This window comes from Tangfeifania diversioriginum (genome assembly GCF_900141875.1).
Classification (GTDB): Bacteria; Bacteroidota; Bacteroidia; order Bacteroidales; family Prolixibacteraceae; genus Tangfeifania; species Tangfeifania diversioriginum.
Genome location: NZ_FQZE01000002.1, coordinates 92,556 through 111,895 on the forward strand (window position 1 = coordinate 92,556; position 19,340 = coordinate 111,895).

The 19,340-nt window shown below is 43.9% G+C and carries 17 protein-coding genes; 6 read left to right on the forward strand and 11 right to left on the reverse strand.

The window, feature by feature from the left end; genetic code table 11:
• Positions 1–49: 49 nt before the first annotated feature.
• From hydG to BUC07_RS01640, 4 genes are all read right to left on the reverse strand, one after another.
• Positions 50–1,450 (reverse strand): [FeFe] hydrogenase H-cluster radical SAM maturase HydG, encoded by a 1,401-nt coding sequence (gene hydG / locus BUC07_RS01625; protein ID WP_073164581.1) that lies wholly within the window; start codon positions 1,448–1,450, stop codon positions 50–52.
• 76 nt (positions 1,451–1,526) lie between these two features.
• Positions 1,527–1,784, reverse strand: coding sequence for a TM1266 family iron-only hydrogenase system putative regulator (locus BUC07_RS01630; protein ID WP_073164584.1), 258 nt, complete (start codon positions 1,782–1,784; stop codon positions 1,527–1,529).
• A 247-nt stretch (positions 1,785–2,031) separates the two neighbouring features.
• Positions 2,032–4,290 (reverse strand): VIT and vWA domain-containing protein, encoded by a 2,259-nt coding sequence (locus BUC07_RS01635; protein ID WP_073164587.1) that lies wholly within the window; start codon positions 4,288–4,290, stop codon positions 2,032–2,034.
• 242 nt (positions 4,291–4,532) lie between these two features.
• Positions 4,533–5,327 carry a hypothetical protein gene (locus BUC07_RS01640; protein ID WP_073164590.1) on the reverse strand — a complete coding sequence of 265 codons (795 nt, stop codon included), beginning with the start codon at positions 5,325–5,327 and terminating at the stop codon, positions 4,533–4,535.
• Between the two features lie 231 nt (positions 5,328–5,558).
• Between BUC07_RS01640 and hydE the strand changes: the two genes are divergently transcribed.
• Positions 5,559–6,644: a [FeFe] hydrogenase H-cluster radical SAM maturase HydE gene (hydE, locus tag BUC07_RS01645; protein WP_073164988.1), complete on the forward strand. Its 1,086-nt coding sequence runs from the start codon at positions 5,559–5,561 to the stop codon at positions 6,642–6,644.
• Positions 6,645–6,705: 61 nt separating this feature from the next.
• On the opposite strand, the gene BUC07_RS01650 is transcribed toward hydE, so the two are convergent.
• Both BUC07_RS01650 and BUC07_RS01655 read right to left on the reverse strand, forming a co-directional pair.
• Complete coding sequence (locus BUC07_RS01650) at positions 6,706–8,214, reverse strand: alpha-L-fucosidase (protein ID WP_073164592.1); 1,509 nt, start codon at positions 8,212–8,214, stop codon at positions 6,706–6,708.
• A gap of 60 nt (positions 8,215–8,274) precedes the next feature.
• Positions 8,275–8,901, reverse strand: coding sequence for a copper homeostasis protein CutC (locus BUC07_RS01655; protein WP_073164595.1), 627 nt, complete (start codon positions 8,899–8,901; stop codon positions 8,275–8,277).
• A 181-nt stretch (positions 8,902–9,082) separates the two neighbouring features.
• Here BUC07_RS01655 and miaA point away from each other — a divergent pair, with 181 nt between their 5' ends.
• Complete coding sequence (gene miaA / locus BUC07_RS01660) at positions 9,083–10,009, forward strand: tRNA (adenosine(37)-N6)-dimethylallyltransferase MiaA (RefSeq protein WP_073164598.1); 927 nt, start codon at positions 9,083–9,085, stop codon at positions 10,007–10,009.
• Positions 10,010–10,234: 225 nt separating this feature from the next.
• Here miaA and BUC07_RS01665 read toward each other — a convergent pair whose 3' ends face one another.
• From BUC07_RS01665 to BUC07_RS01675, 3 genes are all read right to left on the reverse strand, one after another.
• A complete protein-coding gene (locus BUC07_RS01665) occupies positions 10,235–10,624 on the reverse strand; it encodes a HEPN domain-containing protein (protein ID WP_073164601.1) in 390 nt (129 codons plus the stop codon).
• Positions 10,621–10,941 carry a nucleotidyltransferase domain-containing protein gene (locus BUC07_RS21400; protein ID WP_073164604.1) on the reverse strand — a complete coding sequence of 107 codons (321 nt, stop codon included), beginning with the start codon at positions 10,939–10,941 and terminating at the stop codon, positions 10,621–10,623. The genes BUC07_RS01665 and BUC07_RS21400 overlap by 4 nt, the downstream gene beginning before the upstream one ends.
• A gap of 278 nt (positions 10,942–11,219) precedes the next feature.
• Positions 11,220–11,948, reverse strand: a complete 729-nt coding sequence (locus BUC07_RS01675; protein ID WP_175552443.1) for an acyl-[acyl-carrier-protein] thioesterase — start codon at positions 11,946–11,948, stop codon at positions 11,220–11,222.
• A 194-nt stretch (positions 11,949–12,142) separates the two neighbouring features.
• Between BUC07_RS01675 and map the strand changes: the two genes are divergently transcribed.
• The 3 genes from map (at position 12,143) to BUC07_RS01690 (ending at position 16,071) form a co-directional block, all read left to right on the forward strand.
• Positions 12,143–12,922, forward strand: a complete 780-nt coding sequence (map, locus tag BUC07_RS01680; RefSeq protein ID WP_073164610.1) for a type I methionyl aminopeptidase — start codon at positions 12,143–12,145, stop codon at positions 12,920–12,922.
• A gap of 164 nt (positions 12,923–13,086) precedes the next feature.
• Positions 13,087–14,367, forward strand: a complete 1,281-nt coding sequence (locus BUC07_RS01685; protein ID WP_073164612.1) for a KamA family radical SAM protein — start codon at positions 13,087–13,089, stop codon at positions 14,365–14,367.
• A gap of 24 nt (positions 14,368–14,391) precedes the next feature.
• Positions 14,392–16,071 carry a diflavin oxidoreductase gene (locus BUC07_RS01690; RefSeq protein WP_073164615.1) on the forward strand — a complete coding sequence of 560 codons (1,680 nt, stop codon included), beginning with the start codon at positions 14,392–14,394 and terminating at the stop codon, positions 16,069–16,071.
• 73 nt (positions 16,072–16,144) lie between these two features.
• Here the strand turns inward: BUC07_RS01690 and BUC07_RS01695 are convergent, their stop codons facing one another.
• Both BUC07_RS01695 and ilvD read right to left on the reverse strand, forming a co-directional pair.
• Complete coding sequence (locus BUC07_RS01695) at positions 16,145–16,756, reverse strand: hypothetical protein (RefSeq protein ID WP_073164618.1); 612 nt, start codon at positions 16,754–16,756, stop codon at positions 16,145–16,147.
• A gap of 299 nt (positions 16,757–17,055) precedes the next feature.
• On the reverse strand, positions 17,056–18,732 hold the full coding sequence (gene ilvD, locus BUC07_RS01700; RefSeq protein ID WP_073164620.1) for a dihydroxy-acid dehydratase: 1,677 nt from the start codon (positions 18,730–18,732) through the stop codon (positions 17,056–17,058).
• 170 nt (positions 18,733–18,902) lie between these two features.
• On the opposite strand from ilvD, the gene BUC07_RS01705 reads away from it, so the two are divergent.
• Complete coding sequence (locus BUC07_RS01705; protein WP_073164623.1) at positions 18,903–19,286, forward strand: co-chaperone GroES; 384 nt, start codon at positions 18,903–18,905, stop codon at positions 19,284–19,286.
• Positions 19,287–19,340 lie beyond the last annotated feature (54 nt).

Genomic DNA, 19,340 nt, shown 5'->3' on the forward strand with positions numbered 1-19,340 from the left:
ATCAATATTTTACTGACAGCTTCTGTCTTCCAACTTCCGACTTCCTTCTTCAACAATACACATCATCTCTTCCGGCTTCCACGCGTTTTACCAGTTTTTCGGCGCGTTGTTTTGCCAGTCCGTCCATTCCGGCAATGGTTTCTCTGATTAGCCGGTTCCCGATTTCAGTGGTTTCGGGTGTCGCATAATTTTGCAGGTATTCTTTAAATGACGACAAGCCGTTGGGTGCGCAGTGCAGTTTAATGTCCCCCGGTTTGGCCAGGTCCATAAAATCCTGACCGGTGCGGCCAAGCCGGTAACAGGCGGTGCAGAACGAAGGAATGTAGCCCATTTTTGCCACATCTTGAATTACTTCATCGAGCGGACGGTGATCGCCTAAACTGAACTGGCCTGAAGGATCGTCCTCATCTTCCTCATGTTCGTAACCTCCCGGGTTTGTGCGGCTGCCGGCTGAAATCTGGCTTACGCCCAGCGCAAACGTTTCGCGGCGCATTTTTGCTGTTTCGCGCGTTGACATGATGATGCCGGTATATGGAACTGCCAGCCGGAGTATAGCCACAATTTTCCGGAAATCGATGTCCGAAACCGGGAAGGGTGGGTGAGCAGCCAGGTCGCTTCCGGTGGCCGGTTCCAGTCGCGGAACACTGATGGTGTGCGGCCCCACGCCAAATTGTTTCTCCAGCTCGCGGATGTGTTGCATCATCGCCAAAATTTCAAAACGGTAATCGAATAACCCGAAAAGCACGCCAATTCCCAGATCGTCAATGCCGGCTTCCATGGCCCGGTGCAACGACCAGGCACGCCAGTTGTAATCGCGTTTTTTGCCGCCCAAATGAACTTTTTTGTAGGTTTCGCGGTGATACGTTTCCTGGAAAATTTGGTAAGTTCCGATGTTGGCTTTTTTCAGTTCCACGAATTCCTCGGTTGAAAGCGGTGCGATGTTCACATTTACCCGGCGAATTTCGCCATGCTCCGATTTCACTTCGTAAATTGTTTTAATTGAATCGAGAACATACTGAAATCCTTGATTTGGATAGGATTCACCGGCCACCATTAAAATTCGTTTATGCCCATGGTTGATAAGCACCTCCACCTCTTTGGCAATTTGTTCCTGCGTAAGTGCATTGCGCACAATGTCTTTGTTGGTGGCCCTGAACGCGCAGTACAAACACTCGTTGGAGCAGAGATTGGAAATATAGAGCGGGGCAAACAAAACAAGCCGTTTCCCGTAGATGGTTTCTTTCACCTGGTTGGCAGTGTCGAAAAGTTCGCCGAGCAAAACCGGATCGCTGATATTCGTGAGCGCGGCCACATCTTCCATGTCGAGGCCTTTCATCTCGGCAGCTTTGGCCAAAATTTCCCTGATTTTGTAACTATCGGCAGTTTTATGGGCATTGAGCACATCCCACACTTTTTGTTCGTTTATAAAATCGGCTGGTACATTATACATTGTTCTGTTATTTTAAGTTGTTTTTTCGTTTCATATTTTAGATTCAATACTGAATACTGTGACAGATCACTGCGACTTACTTCTTTGCTAATCCTGATTTGACTGAAACTCCATTGACACGACCGAGTTTCCCGGTCAAAACGCCCACTTCATCAGTGGTGGCATCTATTACAAGTGTAATTACCGATGTATTTCCTTTGGCATTGGGCAGCCCGGTGCGTGCCAAAATAAGTCCGGCGTGTTCACTCAGAACATCATTTACAATGCCCGAACACTTTTCGCGGTTGTCTATAATGACTCCGACAAAACCCAGTCGTTTCTGACTTTCAGTCATGTCCTAAAATTTTATGCGGGAAGAAAGTTGGGGAAGTTTCAAAGCAATGACGGACTAATCCTGTTTATTCATCCATAATCCTTCATCTTTTATTCTTCGTCTTCTTTCCCTAAGGTCAGCTTTGCCTTCCCGCAGGATTCAGTTTCAAATGTAAAAGTTTCTTTTTCAAATAAAGAAGAGAAATGGGGGCAATTTTTATGTTATTCAGTATGTTTTAGCTTTTTATAACAATCATTGGTATAGAATTTTAATTCTGCGATACCGCAATATTTTTTGAATCTACAGGTTTCCCGTCAATGAGCAGAGTGAGCCTGTAAACTCCCGGTCTGATGGCAGCATAATCGGTCAAATCAAACTTAATCCTGATGTATCCGTCATCAGTGTAATGCACTTCAACTTCATCCATTTTATGTCCGAGATTATCGAATAAAAGCAGCGCAATCCTGCTTTCTTTATCTGCTTCCTGAATGTTGAGCCACACTTTGAATTTTTCAGAAGCAGGGTTCGGATACACCTGGTCGATGGTAGATCTGTTCTCAGCCACTTGCTGTTCCCCGCCAAATCTTTTAAAAGCATCTGCTGAATATAAAGCAGAAGTATAGCCTCCACCTCCGTAACTACCCACAGCAAGGTCACTTACTCCGGCGGGAAGCGGCAATGGTTGTGTAACTGTTGCGGTTGAATCTCCAGTGTTGCGGATGAGCGAATCGATGGCTATAAAAGAGGTATAGCGGGTGAGCAGGTTGTATTTCAATCCGAGTTCGATGATTTCTTCTTTAACTGCTTCATCCTGTTCGCCGTATTGGTTGAGCTGGCCGTAATCGTCGAGGCGCTGAATTACATGGCGCGCCCACAAATATTTGAGTGCTGAATTTTGTTCCGAAGGCAGATAATTGTTTACATACAGTTTTTGATGAAAATCGTGATTGCCTGATAAACCGCTGATTTCGAATGAACCCTGCGGTGTGCCTTCATATTTACCGAAAATCAGAATGGGCCGCTCGGCAAAAACATCGGGCACAGTTGGTGGTTCCACGCTGTTTACCTGGAAATTATTGAAATCGACATCGATGTTTGTGAGAACAGGCGACTGGATATATTTTCGAAATTTTTCGGCTTTTAGCGGCGCTTCTTCCTGGTTGAGAATGACAAACGGTTCGCCCATCCCCACGCGGGCCAGTCCTTCAATCAGGTAGCGGTTTACCGAACTCCCGATACCGAATGCAAAAACATTGGCCTCCGACAAACTGTTGCGAATGAGTGAGAAAGCTTCTTTTTCAATGGTCACATAACCGTCGGTAACCACCACAAAAGTGCGCGAATAATTTTCCGTTCCCTTCAGTGCAAATGCCTTTTTAAGTGCTGCCAGCATATTGGTTCCGCCACTGCCTTGCTTGTTGCTAATCATATCCAGTGCTTTGTCGATGTTTTCCTGGCTGGCATCAAGCGAAGTTTCCGACAATACCTGCGAACCGCCGGCAAAACACATCACATTAAATTTGTCGGTTGGTTTCAGGTTCGAGATCAAATCGGTCAGCACTGTTTTTGAAATGCTGATGGGGAAACCGTTCATTGAGCCCGAAACATCCATGATGAAAACATATTCACGCGGCGGAATTTCATTTTCATAAACCTGCCGGGGAGGCTGTACCATCGTCAGGAAGAAGTTTTCTTTCTCCCCTTCATAAAGTAGCATTCCCGATTCCAGCCGGTCGGAAGAAAGCTGGTAATTCAGCACAAAATCTTTATTCCCCGATTTTTTTGCCTCTTCAGGAAGCGAACAGGTTGCAGAATTTTGCGAGGGAAAATCAATTTCCAGCGTTTCATGCGACGGTGACTCAACCGATTGAATTTTCATGCCGGCATTCAAATTCACGTCGATGTCGAAATCGTACAGCGGTGCCTCTCCTTCATGGGTATAAGGAATTTCAACCCAGGAGCTGTCTTCGTCGGCCGAGATTTCGGCATAGCGCGGACCAACAACCGTTGGATAGACAAATTTATAAATTCCTTCTTCCGGAGTAATCAGCTCCACATATTTCATTTCAACATTGATGGTATCACCGGGCATAATATTCGCCACATTCATCTGGAAAACATTCGGGCGCTGTTGTTCGAGCAGCGAGGTGGTTTTTCCTTCTTCTTTCGCCTCTTCGTATTCTTCGCGTGCCTGCTCCGCTTCCCTGATTTTTGCAATGAGAATGCGGTCGCCAATTTCCATTTGCATCGCGTAAACCGCCGCTTTTGTGGAAGCCGGGAATACATAAATGGCCTCCAGTGGCACCTGGCCGGTGTTGCAGTAAGTTTGGCGAACTGTTACATCGGCCATTACGCCGCTGATATTTACTTTGGCAGTCGTCGATTTCAGCGGAAGCTGATCTACATTATCATCAGTACCTTTTACAAAAAAGTAAGGCGATAGTGTTTTATCTTCTTCTTGTTGTTCCTGTGCTTGTGAAATAATGGAGAGAAACGATGCGAAAACAATTAAGAGAACTGTTTCCATTTTTGAAGGAGAGTAAAGTGATTTCATAACGCTGAGATTTTAGTTGTTGGAAGGTAGATGCAGGCAGACCGGAATTGGTTGCGTGAAAGAAATAAATATTTTAAGTATTTGTTTATTTTACCGTGGGAAACGGGAATGATTTCTAAATTTCCGGAAAATTTTTTTGTGAAATTTTGTGTTTTAGTGTCTTGCGCCGAAGGCATCACTATGTGAGTGGCAAAATGAATATGTCACGAAAATGGTTAAATTTCCCCGCGCTTCAATTTTTCAAACGGCGATGTTTTTCTGTTTTTAAAACCGTGAATCGATATCGCAATAAACAAAATGGCAGAAGCTGCAAGTGCTGCAATTACAATTTCCTGATTGATTTGCCACTGTTTCATGGCAATGGCTATCAGCGCCCAGATTCCAACCACCGCTGCTTCGCGCATATTTCGGGTTTTTATCAAAAAGAGATAAATTAGAGTGGCTGCAACAATCATAATAATTGCCCATACTTCTGCTGAAATAAATCCGCCTTGCCAGCCAGTGCTTACCAGGAATACCGAAATATTGGCCACGGTGGCAACAATAATCCAGCCCAGGTAAATACAAATGGGCCACCAAACAAAAGCAATTTTCCGCACGGACGCAACCCAAATTTCGAGCCGCAGGCGGATGGTCAGCATGATGAGTGAAAGCAGCAAAACCAGTATCAGCAACACGGAAAGTCCCATTTGTTCGTTGAGCCAGGCGACTATCCAAAATCCGTTGGCCATATTTCCAAGCGCAAACCACCAGCCGGCTTGTTTAAACTCCCGATCTTCTTTTCGATTGAACCAGGCAAACCACTGGTAAGCTACAAAAGCAATCAGCATTAAATAAATGATGCCCCAAATGGCAAATGCATAACCAGCCGGGGTAAAAAGTGTTTCGTATTTCGCACTGACTTCGCCCACTGTAGTCCCGCTAAAAAGCTGGCTTCCCTGCAGCGAATTCATAATTAGTGCAAAAATCAGTGTGATGGTATTGACAAGCAGTAAACTGATTCTTTTCATAAAATTTGATTATTGGTTTTTTTACTTTTTGAAACGAATGTTTTTGGTTTATGTTCATTTAAATTAACTGGAATCCCGCAGATTTCGCAGATGAACGCTGATTTATTACTTTTCTGCTAAAATCTGCGAAATCAGCGGGAGATTTTCTTATGGTTATTCTGAATGGTATTTTGTAAAATATTAAATTGCTCCATCATAAAAATCCTGCTGAAAGTAACTATTTTTGGGTTCATGGAATTGAGCAACCTTTTATCAAAAACTGAATTTGCCCACGAGGAGCTGGCGTTTTTGCTGAGTCTGAAAGGAGAAGAACGTCAGGCTTTGTGGAAGAAAGCAGCGGAGGTGAAAAATGCCGTGGTGGGTTCCAACGTTTATTTCCGCGGACTGGTTGAGTTTTCGAATATCTGCTCAAAAGATTGCTTGTACTGCGGCATACGCAAAAGCAATGAAAAAGTGGTGCGCTACAAAGCCACCGACGATGAAATCCTCGATTCTTGCCGGTTTGCGTGGGAAAACCGTTTTGGCTCGGTGGTACTGCAGTCGGGCGAACTGTCGTCGCCTGCGTTTGTAAAGCGCGTGGATAATCTGCTGAAAAAGATAAAGCAGCTTTCGAACAACGAACTGGGCATTACACTGAGTTGTGGCGAACAAACCCTTGAAACGTATCGCCGTTGGTTCGAGAGTGGCGCGCACCGTTACCTGTTGCGCATCGAGGCATCGAACCGCGAACTGTACTACAAAATTCATCCGGACACGCCCGCTCACTCTTTTGAAAAACGGGTGGAAGCGCTGCAGTTTTTGCGCGAAACCGGCTACCAGGTGGGGACAGGCGTGATGATTGGTCTGCCGTTTCAAACACTGGATGATTTGGCCGGCGACCTTCTCTTTTTCAAAAAAATGGACATCGACATGTGTGGAATGGGCCCCTACATCGAACATGAACACACCCCCCTTTTTGCACACCGCTATTTTCTCCAAACCAAGCAGGAAAGGTTTGAATTGGCACTGAACATGATTGCTGCCTTGCGCCTGCTGATGCCCGACATCAACATTGCGGCAGCTACGGCGTTAGAAGCCATTGACCCCAATGGAAGGAAAAAAGCCTTGAAGGTTGGAGCCAACATAATTATGCCAAATTTAACACCATGTGATTACAGGAAAGAATATTTTTTGTACGAAGACAAACCTGTACTTCTTGAAAACTCTGTTGAATCACTTAATGAACTGAAATCAAATATTATCGATGTCGGTTTTGAAATTGGTAAGGGCGAATGGGGAGACTCCAAACATTTCCGTCATCGAAAAAACAAACCCTAAGGGTTTTTGATATAGTTTAGTCATACTCTCACTTCGAGTGAGGGTATGACTTGGTTGAAACTCATTTCACTTCCGAAATCTTAACAGCCCAGGCCAAATCGCAGGGTAAATTATTACGGATTTTTCGCGGGATGAAAATTTTTACGCCTTCACCGGTATTTTCCCATTTCAGGTTGCCGCGGGCGCCAAGCATGCTGAGTTTGGCATTGTCGGCGGCAAAAATGCCTTTTACGGTGAATGATTCCGGCAACCCATTAGCGAGGGGCTCACTCGAAGTGAGGCCCTCGCTTTGCCCTTGTTCAAGGTAAATGGCATACACTTCTTTGGTATCTTTTTTCTGCGTGAGGCAGATATTGTCGGTTTTAAACGGCTCTATGGCGCGGGTGGAATAAATGGCTTCACCGTTCACTTTTATCCAGGCGCCCATGGCGGCCAGCAGTTCATAGGCACCCTGAGGCCAGGTTCCGTCAGGTCCCGGCCCGATGTTGTAAAGGAGGTTTCCACCTTTGGCTACAATGTCCACGAGCATGTGGATGGCCTGTTTCGGTGTCATAAACTCCGGGTTGGGCACCCACGACCAGCCGCCGCCGGCAATAATACACGATTCCCACGGGTAGGGGAGTTGTGTTTCGGGCACGCGATTTTCAGGTGTCAGGTAGTTTTGGTTGGGGCCGCGCACTGCCCGGTCAACCACAATCAGCCCGGGTTGTTTTTCGCGCGCTTTGGCGGCCAGTTCATCCATGCGAATGTCCTGATTCACCACCCGGTTTTTAATGAATCCCGAAGAAACACCTTCGGCTTTATGAGCGTAAGCCTCCTCGAGCATCGGTGCAGGTTTTTTGGCTACCCAGCCACCGTCGAGCCACAAAATGTCGATGTCTCCGTAATCAGTCATCAGCTCCATAATCTGGTTGTGGGTGAAATCCACGTATTTTTCCCACTTTTCAGGATAGAGTTCCGGATCGTAGTTTACGTTCCTGTCAAGTGGCGGAAATTTCGGGTCCCAGTAATTTTCGTGATTCCAGTCGGGTTTCGAAAAATAGGCGCCCGCCCACATATCTTTTGCCCGGAAAGCGTCGAAAATTTCTTTTGCCACGTTGGCGCGCGGATTGGTGCTGAACGGACTCTCTTCGTCAGTGATTTTGTAGTCGGTGTATTTCGAGTCGAACATGCAAAATCCATCGTGGTGCTTGGTAGTGAAGACTACGTATTTCATCCCGGCATCGCTCGCAGCTTCTGCCCATTTGTCGGGATTGAAATTCACCGGGTTGAACGACAGTTTCAGGTTTTCGTACTCTTTTTTGTAGGTGAAATAATCATCGGGATTGGAACCTTTTTTACGTTCGCACCAGCCATAATCTTCGGGGCAAATGCTCCACGATTCCACAATTCCCCACTGACTGTAGGAACCCCAGTGCATCAGCAAACCGAATTTCAGATCCTGCCACTCTTCCAGTTTTTGCAGTACTTTTTCATCCTCCGGCCACTCATACCCGGTTACTTCGTGTTCGTACTGTGCCTGCGAAATCAGCACAAAAAGAACGGGAATTATAAAAATTAACTTTTTCATTTTTTATTGATTTTTGATATTTAGAGACGCATAATTATGCGTCTGTACAACGTTTCCCATTTATTCTGAAACATTTCCTACAATTCGCCGGCCGTGAAATTCTGTTGCGCCGGTCAGTTGTTGCAATTCTTCCACATTTTTATCGGTCACTTTTCCGGCAATCATGATGATGGGATTTCCTTCAGCAGTTTGCAGCATTTTTCTCAGGGTTTCCAGTCCTTCTCTGGCAGTTGGTTTTCCGCCCGAGGTCAGGATTCGTTTAATGCCGCTGGTTTTTTTCAGTGCTTCCACACCTTCCACCGGATTTTCCAACTCGTCAATGGCCTTATGAAATGTTACCGGCATCGGATGTGCGTAATCAGCCAATATCCGTGTATTCTCCATATCGATTTTATTGTCCGCAGTCAGCAATCCGAAAACCGCGCCCGCTGCACCTGCCTGTTTTGCGTGGTCGATGTCAGTTTTCATTTGGTCGATTTCATCTTCGGTATGAATAAAATTTCCTGCCCGGGGGCGAATCATCACCATTACAGGGATTTTTAGCGCAGCACATGTTTTTTGCATCAACTCCGGCGATGGCGTCAGTCCGTCGTTTGCCAAATCGGAACAAAGCTCGATGCGACTGGCACCTTGCTGTTCAGCTTTTTGCGCTTCTTCAAAAGTTTCTACACACGTTTCTTTTATCATTTTACTTGTTTTTATTCAAAGATACTTTATTCACAAGTTTCTGATTCGGAGATCAATTATATTCTTAAAATTTTAGAAAGACAGGTTACTTTATAAAACAGTTATTCCTTATATTTCATGAATTAAAGGAAGCAATAGAGAAGTTAATATTCTTAGTTTTGTGCTCAATCCTAATTTTACGATGCAGAAAAAAGATTCAACATACAACCTGGTCACCATTTTAGGCCCGACAGCCACAGGGAAAACCGGGCTGGCAGCCAACCTGGCTGCAAAAATTGAGGGAGAAATCATATCTGCCGATTCGCGGCAGGTGTACCGTGGAATGGACTTGGGCACCGGGAAAGACTACGACGATTATTTTGTGGATGGCCGGGAAATTCCATCACATTTGGTGGATATCGAGGAACCGGGCGTGCACTACAATGTATATCGTTTTCAGGCTGATTTTATCAGGGTTTTTGAAGAAATTCAAGAACGTAAAAAAATGCCGGTTTTGTGCGGCGGCAGCGGGTTGTACTTAGAAGCGGTACTGAAAAATTACAAACTCATCCAGGTTCCTCCCAATAAGAAATTGCGAAAAGAGCTGGAAGGAAAGTCGCTGGAGGAACTTACGCAAATTCTGAAAGATTTGAAACCGGAACTCCACAACAAAACCGATGTGGAAACCGACCGGCGGGCCATCCGCGCCATTGAGATTGAAAAGTATTACCGCGAAAATCCTGATGTTGATACGTACTTTCCTGAAATTCAAAGTCTGAATGTCGGCGTAAAATTCGATCGCGATACGCGTCGGCAACGAATTACGGAACGGCTGAAACAGCGTTTGGAAGAAGGTATGATCGACGAAGTGAAAAAATTGCTGGATTCAGGATTAACTCCGGAACAATTGATTTATTACGGGTTGGAATACAAATACCTTACACTGCACCTGACCGGCGAATTGTCGTACGACGAAATGTTCCGGCAGCTTGAAATTGCCATTCATCAGTTTGCCAAACGCCAAATGACCTGGTTCCGCGGCATGGAAAAACGTGGTACAAAAATCCACTGGATTGACGGGCATTTGCCGATGGAGGAGAAGGTGGAGAAGATTATGGATCTGCTTTAGTTTTATCCGTGCAGCAGTTCGATCCACTTGGAGGGTGGTTTGTGTTTACGCTGACAGGTCTGCCGACGCTGTCAGGAGGGAATTCGCATCGCAAGAAAAAACTTGTCAGCATCCTTAGACCTGACAATATTTAAAGCATGGAGTGAAAGGTGTGGAAAGCGCTATAATTATTTGGGAGCAAATTATTCATCAGATGAAAATGGAAAGGAGCTGGCTCTTTTTGCGTTACTTTTCAACCATCTTTTCAATTTCTTCAATAAGAGAAATTACAGAAGGGAAATAGGGTAAAACTTTGTCTTTATCAAAATCAAATAAATCATCGTAATCTCCTTTCTGTCTCCATGTAAATAATTGAGAATAAATTTTGCCGAATTCTTTTTTGATTTTCCCGGTTTTTATAAAGTGTTCTGAGAAATTGTATTTTGCACCGTTATGGGTCGTTGGTTTAAGGTCAGAAGTAAGTAACAGAGCCATTACCGCATAATAGGCTGAGTAATACAATCTGTTAATGGTAGAATTCCATTTCTCTCTTTTAGCAAGAATCTGAGCATCGTCGAGGGTATCCTTTGCCCGGGCAAGTCTGTATTTTATCAGGTCTTGTTTTGTGCCCTTCATTTTATTCGAACTCCTTCATTTTTTACATTTTCATAAAACGGGGTTATGGAATAGTGTGAATTCCAGTCGTTTTTTGAATAGATTAATGGTGAAATTATTTCCCCGGTTTCCAGCTCAATATCATATAGTTCATCCATAATTTTTAACTCAAAATCAAAAGATATATCTGAACTATTTAGCAATATTAATAAATCCCAGTCCGATAATTTATCTGAATTCCCACGTGCTCTCGATCCATATAAATACAGTTCTGCATTCGGCGCATTTCGGCCAACCACCGTTTTAATCTTTTGAAGTATTTGACCCTTTTTGCTCATAAAACAAATATAGTGATTTTTAAATGGGAGTTAAACATTCTTAAGTCTAACTTTTTACAGGAATTGAGGCAGAAAAAGGAATTCTTTACAGATGATCTGGTTCCGCGGTATGGAAAAACGCGGCACTAAAATCCACTGGGTTGACGGGCATTTGCCCATGGAGGAGAAGGTCGACAAGATTGTTGAGTTGCTGTGAGCTTATCCGTCCAGCGGTTTGATCCGCTTGACGGGTAGGAGAAGCAGATTCCCGTGTTCGTGAGAATGACAGTCTTTTTTAATTACCGTTCCTGCCAAACCAATTTTGCCCGGATCAGCTCAACCCCATCATTTTCGCGAACTATACTGCATAGATGATTGGATGCATCAAGTTCCTGTTTTTTTACGGCCAGCCGGTCGGTGGGCATTCCTTCTTTTAAAAAGTTGACTTCAAACTCCACGAGTTCATTTTTCTCGTGAAAATCGAACGCGTAACTGTCGATAATGCGTTCCAGGTAACGTCCGCTGTTAAAATGCTGGTTGATGTCGATTTCGTTAAAACGCACCGGTGAAAAATCGAGCGGTTCTTCCGATTTGGGTGATTTTACCTTTGGGGCGTTGGTGCCAAACACGCTTTCGTTGTATTCGGGGAATTCCTCGAAATTATTTAATCGCACAATTCTTTTGGAGTCGGTGTCCAAAACCAGCCAGCTGCTGGTGGCCTGAATGATGCTGTTGCCTTTTTCATCTGCAAAAATGTAATCGCGGTAACCAAAAAAACCGTCGGTGCCGCGCGACCATGTTTCCAGCGTAAAATCCTCGGTCCACAATGGGCGGCGGTCAATTTTTACCTGCAGGCGCGACAGCACCCAAAATTGACTGTTTTCTTTTAGTTGTTCGTAGCCAAATCCCAAAAGGTTGGCATGTTCCCATGCAATTTCCTGCATCTGGAAAAATATATACGGTGTGGACAGTTTCCCGAACCGGTTAATAAAATAGGATTTGGTGGAAAGATGCTGTTTGTGTTTCATTTTACTTGTTGCTCGTTTCTCGTTACTTATTACTGGTTTTTGGTTCCGGGCTTTCATCTTCCGACTTCCAACTTCCGTCTTCGGTCTTCTGACTTCTCTCTTCCAACTTCTCCAAAACTTTTCTGCAAATTTATTGTTCGATTTTGAAATACAATTGGATTTAACCAATTTTGCACAAAATTTTAAAACAAGTTATGGGTGGAATTAATATAAAAAACCCGGAACAAATTGAGGGAATTCGCAGGAGCAGCCGTCTGGCCGCCGAAACACTCGACTTTGCAGCGCAGTTTGTAAAAGCAGGTGTTCATACTGAATTTATAGATAATAAAATTGAGGAATTCATTGTGGAACACAATGCAGTGCCGGCCACAAAAGGGTACAACGGTTTTCCCAAATCGAGCTGTATTTCGCCCAATGAAATTGTTTGCCATGGCATTCCGTCGGAAAATATGGTTTTGAAGGAAGGTGACATTTTAAACATCGATATCACAACCATTTTGGACGGATATTACGGCGACACCTCGCGCATGTTTACGGTTGGCAATATTTCTCCGCAGGCCGAAAAACTGGTTGACGTAACCAAACACTGTCTCGATTTAGGCATTCAGCAGGTGAAGCCCGGAAACCAGTTTGGCAATATCGGTTTTGTGATTAGTCGCTACGCTAAAGCAAAAGGATTCAGCGTGGTGTATGAGTATTGCGGGCACGGCGTTGGATTGCAGTTTCATGAAGAGCCGCAGGTGGATCACACTTCGCGCCGCAATAAAGGGCCTAAAATGAAACCCGGAATGATTTTCACGATTGAGCCCATGATTAACCAGGGAAGGCCAACCACTTCACTCGATGAATCAGACGGCTGGACGGCCCGCACTATCGATAACAAATTGTCGGCCCAGTTTGAACATACCGTGCTGGTTACCGAAACGGGTTTTGAGGTGCTTACTGATATTCATAACGAGTATCCCAAAACCTGATTTTGAAATTGTAAATTATTCTTTTCCCCTTTAAAAATTTACGCTGATTTCATTGTAAGTTGTCTTGATTTAGTCTAAATAAACTTTGTAGTCTTCCATTTTATTGGTAATTTCACGGGCATTTCGATTTTGAAAAGCAATTTTTTTCAATAAAAAAAGATATTATGAGGTTTTTAACTTTTAATGCCAAAAACTTCAGGGAGATAGAATACATGAAATATGTACCTGAAGAGACCAAAAAAGAAATTGACATTGTTTCGCGGGTTATTCCGTTTAAAACTAACAATTATGTGGTTGACTACCTGATTGACTGGGAAAATTACGCCGACGATCCGGTTTATATTTTAAATTTTCCGAATAAAAATATGCTGCGGCCCGAGCGTTATCAGATGCTTGAACAAGCGATTCGTTCCAATCGGCCACAGGCTGAAATTGACAAAATGATAATGGATATAAGGATGGAGATGAATCCACACCCGGCGCAGCAGATGACAAACGTTCCGGTATTGGACGGGGAAGAGCTGAAAGGGATGCAGCATAAATACCGCGATATTGTTTTGTTTTTCCCCAGCCAGGGGCAAACCTGCCACGCGCACTGCACCTTTTGTTTCCGGTGGCCGCAGTTTGTAAAAGAACTCGACATGAAATTTTCCATGCGCGAAATTGAGGTGGCCATTGAATACATCCGCCGGAATCCGCAGATTAATGAAATTCTTTTCACCGGTGGCGATCCACTGATAATGGATCCGGCCACCATTTCAAAATATGTTGATGCGCTGAAGGAAGCTAACCTGCCCAACCTTAAAAATATCCGCTTTGGTACCAAGTCGCTTACGTACTGGCCTTTTGCGTTTTTGCCCGAGTTCAGCGACGAAGGCCAGGAAATGCTCGACATGATGAAACGCACCGTTGACAGCGGATTCCACCTGGCATTTATGGCCCATTTCAACCATCCCAACGAGTTTGATAATGAAATTGTGCAGAAAGCGATTTACAATATCCGGCAAACCGGTGCCGAAATCCGTACGCAGGCCCCAATACTCAATCATATTAACAACAGCAGCGAGGCCTGGGCGCGCATGTGGAAAATGCAAATCAGCCTGGGATTGATTCCTTACTACATGTTTATTGAGCGGGAAACCGGACCGTACAACTATTTTGAAATTCCGCTGGCAGAAGTGTTTCGTATTTTCCAGAAAGCCATAAAAGAAACCGGCAGTTTTGCCAAAACGGTAACCGGCCCGGTTATGTCAGCCGCCAAAGGGAAAGCGCACATTATGGGCGTTGTGGAAAATCCGGCCGACGGCAAAAAGTATTTTATGATGCAGTATGTGCGGCACCGCGATTACCGCGAAACGTTTAAACCATTTTTTATGGAGTACGATGAAAAAGCTACCTGGATAAATCAGCTTGAAGAAGTTAAGGCAGAATCGCTGGTAGGTTAATTTCATTTTAAGAAAGAAAAATATATGGAAGCAACAGTACAAAATATCTCCGAAACGACCAGGCTGTCTGATAAAAAAGTTAATGCGGATTCAATACTTCATATCATTTATGGCAGCCGTACCGGAAACTCGAAAGCTGCAGCCACATTGGCCTGGGAATATGCCCTGTATCTGGGACTGGACTGCCGGTTACACGATATGAAAACGTTTGTGCATGAAAAAATAGGGGAGGTAAAAAACCTGCTCATTGCAGTAAGCACCCATGGCGACGGCGATCCGCCAGCCGTGGTGGAAGATTTTTATAATTTCATTCACAGCAGCCAGGTGCCGTCGATGAAAGGCGTGAAATTCAGTGTGCTGGCCCTGGGCGACAGCAGTTACAAAGATTTCTGCAAAACCGGAAGGGATTTCAGAGAACGGCTTCTTGAACTGGGGGCCAATGAAGTAAGTCCTTTGGTGGAGTGCGACATCGATTATGAAGAAAATGCCAAAGACTGGGTGGCCGATGCGGTGTTGGCATTCGAAAAAATTCTGCCCAAAAAGGAAAAACAACAGAAAAAAGGTTTTGCGTTTGAAATTAACAAACGCGAGCTGGATGAGGAAAATGCTTTTTACGCTACTGTAACTGATAAACAGTTGCTGACCGCCCCCGGTTACGACAAAAAAATATGGCATTTTTCGCTTTCCATGAAAGGTTTCGGAACAGACTTTTTCCCGGGTGATTCATTCGGGGTTTACACGACTAACTCCATGCTGTTCGTCGATAAGTTTTTAAGAAAACTTCGTTTTGATGGCACGCATCCTGTGAAAGTTGACGGCAAAACAAAACTTCTGAAAGAAGCGCTGGTGAATGATTTTGAAATTACGGTGGTTACGCCGCTGGTAGTGAAAAAGTATGCCGAACTTGTAAATAATGATAAGTTGACTGAGTTGGTTGCCAGCGAGAATAAACTGAATGAATTTTGTGGAAATCACGATGTGTTGGATTTGTTGTCTCAATTTCCGGGGGATGTTTCTCCCACCAGTTTGCTTTCGGTGCTGCGAAAATTAACTCCCCGTCTTTATTCTGTTGCATCCAGTCCTTTGGTTTACCCCGATGAGCTTCATTTAACGGCCGGAGTGGTGGAATATAATTTGAACGAAAGGAACCACAAAGGAGTTTGCTCAGTTTATCTGGATGAGAGAGTTGAAGTAGGAGATGCAGTTCCGGTTTTTCGGGAGCCCAATGAAATATTCCGCTTGCCGGAAGATGGTAACACACCTGTTATTATGATTGCCGCAGGAACGGGAATTGCCCCTTTTCGGGGTTTTTTGCAGGAACGTGAGCACAAAGGAGCGAAAGGTAAAAACTGGCTCTTTTTTGGAGGCAGGCATGCTGACGGGGATTTTCTCTATCGAGACGAAATGATTTATTTTCACCAATCGGGGTTGCTTACAAAAATGGATTTGACGTTTTCACGCGACCAGTCAGAAAAAAAATATGTACAGCACGCATTGCTTGAAAACAGCAGTGAATTTTTTAAGTGGATTGACCGCGAAGGCGCCATTATTTATTTGTGTGGGAATAAGCGCACCATGGGAGAGGACGTAAAAAAAACGATTAAAAAAATTATTGCCACAGAAGGTGGTCTGTCTGATTTCCAGGCTGATGAATATTTGCTCAGGCTGATAAAAGAACACAGGTTGTTGAGCGATTTATACTGACAAAAAAAAGCCGGCAATCGCCGGCTTTTTTGTTTTCATTGTTTTCTTTTCGTGGCTTTTTTGTTTCAGTTTTCTATTTTCCGTTCCAGTATTTGTAGTCCAGCATCCATTGTTCCAGTTTCAATTTCGGCTCGTCTTCTTCAATCATTATAAAAGCCCTTCTTCCAAATTTGTTTTCACCATAACGTGAACCGTAAGCTTTTTTCGATTTTTCTTCTTTTTTAATTTCTTTTACTTCTGCCAGTTTTTGAGTTTCAAAAAGGGTGTCGGATTTCATCCAGCTTTCAACTTCCAGTGCTTTCTCCGTTTCGGGTTCCAGAGAAACTGTGTTGTAGAAATTGCTCTCAGCGGTCATCCAGTTTTCTACTTCCAGAGCTTCTTCTGTTTCTGCTTCAAAAGTTACGGTTGCGTAGAAATTGTTTTCGCTAACCATCCAGTTTTCAATTTCAAGTGACTCTTCGGTTTCAGCCTCCAAATTTGTGGTTGCGTAAAAATTGTTTGAATTGGTCATCCATGCTTCCATTTCGAGCGACTCTTCAGTTTCTTCTGCCAAAAAGGCATTGAGTGAGTTCATGTTGGTTTCTGCTGCAAAAATGCTGGTTGATACTACCATTGCTAACATTAAAGTTACTGCTGCTACTGCTGATTTCAAGTTTGCTTTCTGAACATTGTTTGTTGTTTTCATGACTTTGTCTCCTGTTTGTTTTAATTATTGTTTTTTTCTGTTTTAACTCGTTTTTCAACTTTAAGACGTTGCGTTTTTAATTTCGTTACACTTTTTATAGAACTTTTTTTAAGATTGTACTTTTTTTTACCTTGTTATTTGCTATACAAATATAATGATAAAAACTAATACCATGCAATACCAAGTACTATGAATTTTGTCATGTTTCTGCGGTGTTTATGTGTAAATGTCTAATAGTGAATGATTTTTGGAGGTGAAAAAAATAAAAAAAAAAGTGATCTTTTTTTGTCTTCGTGAATTTATACGGTGGTGCATCCTTCCGAAGCGGAAGAAACGGAAGCTCTGAATTTTTTCAGCACACCGGCTAATTCTTTTTGCCGGGGTTTTTGCCATCCTTTTTTCCGGGTTTCAATTTCATCGGGAGTCAGTTCCACATCAATTCTGTTTTTTGTGATATCGATGGTGATCCGGTCGCCGTTTTTAACCAGGCCAATCGTTCCACCTTCATATGCTTCGGGAGTAATATGACCTACCACAAATCCATGCGAACCGCCTGAAAACCGGCCGTCGGTAATAAGTGCCACATCTTTTCCCAGTCCGGCTCCCATAACGGCACTGGTTGGTTTCAACATTTCAGGCATGCCGGGTGCCCCTTTGGGCCCGCTGTTCCGGATAACAATAACTTCGCCCGGTTTAACCTGTGTGCGAATGCCTTCAATGGCATCGTATTCATTTTCGAATACACGGGCAGGTCCCGAGAACAATTCACCTTCTTTTCCGGTAATTTTGGCCACCGCGCCTTTTTCGGCGAGGTTCCCGTAAAGTATTTGAATGTGCCCTTTCTTTTTGATGGGGTTATCGAACGTATGAATGATTTGCTGCCCTTTTTTCAGGTCGGGAGCTTCTTCCAGATTTTCTCCTACTGTTTTGCCGGTAACGGTCAGGCAGTTTCCATCCAGGTAATTTTCTTTTAGCAGGAATTTCATCACCGAGGGAATTCCTCCGGCATGGTGAAGGTCTTCCATTAAATAGGTGCCGCTTGGCTTTAAATCGGCAATGAAAGGGGTTTTATCGCTGATTCGCTGGAAATCATCGATGGTTAATTTTACGTCCACTGCTTTCGCCATGGCCAGCAGGTGGATTACGGCGTTGGTGGAGCCTCCGAGTGCGATGGTCAGCGTAATGGCATTTTCAAATGCTTTGCGGGTCATCACATCTTTTGGCTTAATATTTTTTTCAAGCACGTTTTTTATGGCTTTGGCCAGCAGTTGTGCTTCCTTGTTTTTATCGTTGCTCAGGGCCGGGTTGGAAGATGTTCCGGGAATGCTCATTCCCATACATTCAATGGCAGCAGCCATGGTGTTGGCCGTGTACATCCCGCCGCAAGCCCCGGCACCGGGGATGCAGTTTCTTATTATGCCTTTGTAATCTTTATCTGAAATTGTCCCTTTTATGCGTTCGCCGTAAGCTTCAAAAGCGGAAACAATGTTCAGGTCTTTGTTGCCCCAATGGCCTTTTTTTACCGTTCCGCCATACATCAGAATTGCAGGCCGGTTGAGTCGTCCGAGGGCAATCATGGCACCGGGCATATTTTTGTCGCAACCAACAATGGGAATCACTGCATCGTAAAACTGGGCGCTCACAACTGTTTCAATGGAATCGGCAATTATTTCACGCGATGGCAGCGAAAATTTCATCCCCTCGGTTCCGTTGGTGATTCCGTCACTTACTCCAATGGTGTGAAAAATGAGGCCATACAATTCCTCTTGTTTGTCCACTTCTTTTTTTACTTCGCTGGCCAGTGTGTTCAGGTGCATGTTGCACGGGTTGCCCTGAAAGCCAGTGCTTACAATTCCCACTTGTGCTTTTGTCTGATCTTTTTCATCCATGCCGATGGCATATAACATGGCCTGTGCGGCAGGTAGGCTATCGTCTTGTGTTATCAAACGACTGTAATTATTCCATTTATTTCCCATAACTTATTTTTTACGATTTCACTGAAATACTAAATTAAGATAAATATCTCTTTATATAAAGGAAACCGGGAAGATGTTGGTAATATTTATAGCTGTTGTTTGTATGTGGATTGGTTTGCCGAAACCCATCAGAATATTTTATCTTTGCATTTCTCAAAAAAGGGGAAATTATGTCACTTGTAATTGAAGAAAAAGATCTGGAGAAATTTATAATGGTTGGCGACCGTGTTTTGGTGAAGCCCAAAACGCCGTCGAGTAGAACAAAAACAGGGCTCTACCTGCCGCCAACGGTTCAGGAGAGTGAAAAAATTCTGAGCGGTTACATTGTAAAAGCGGGACCGGGGTACCCCATTCCGGCCATTTCGGAAGAAGACGAAGCCTGGAAACAAAAACAGGAAAATGTAAAATATGTGCCGCTGCAGGCTCAAATGGGCGATTTGGCCATTTACCTTAATAAAAGTGGCTACGAAATTGAATTTAAAAACGAAAAATATATCATCCTGCCACATTCAGCAATACTGATGATTATACGGGATGAAAACCTGATGGAGTAACGTAACCGAATTATCTCAAAAAAAACAGGCTGTCAGTTTTGAAACCGGCAGCCT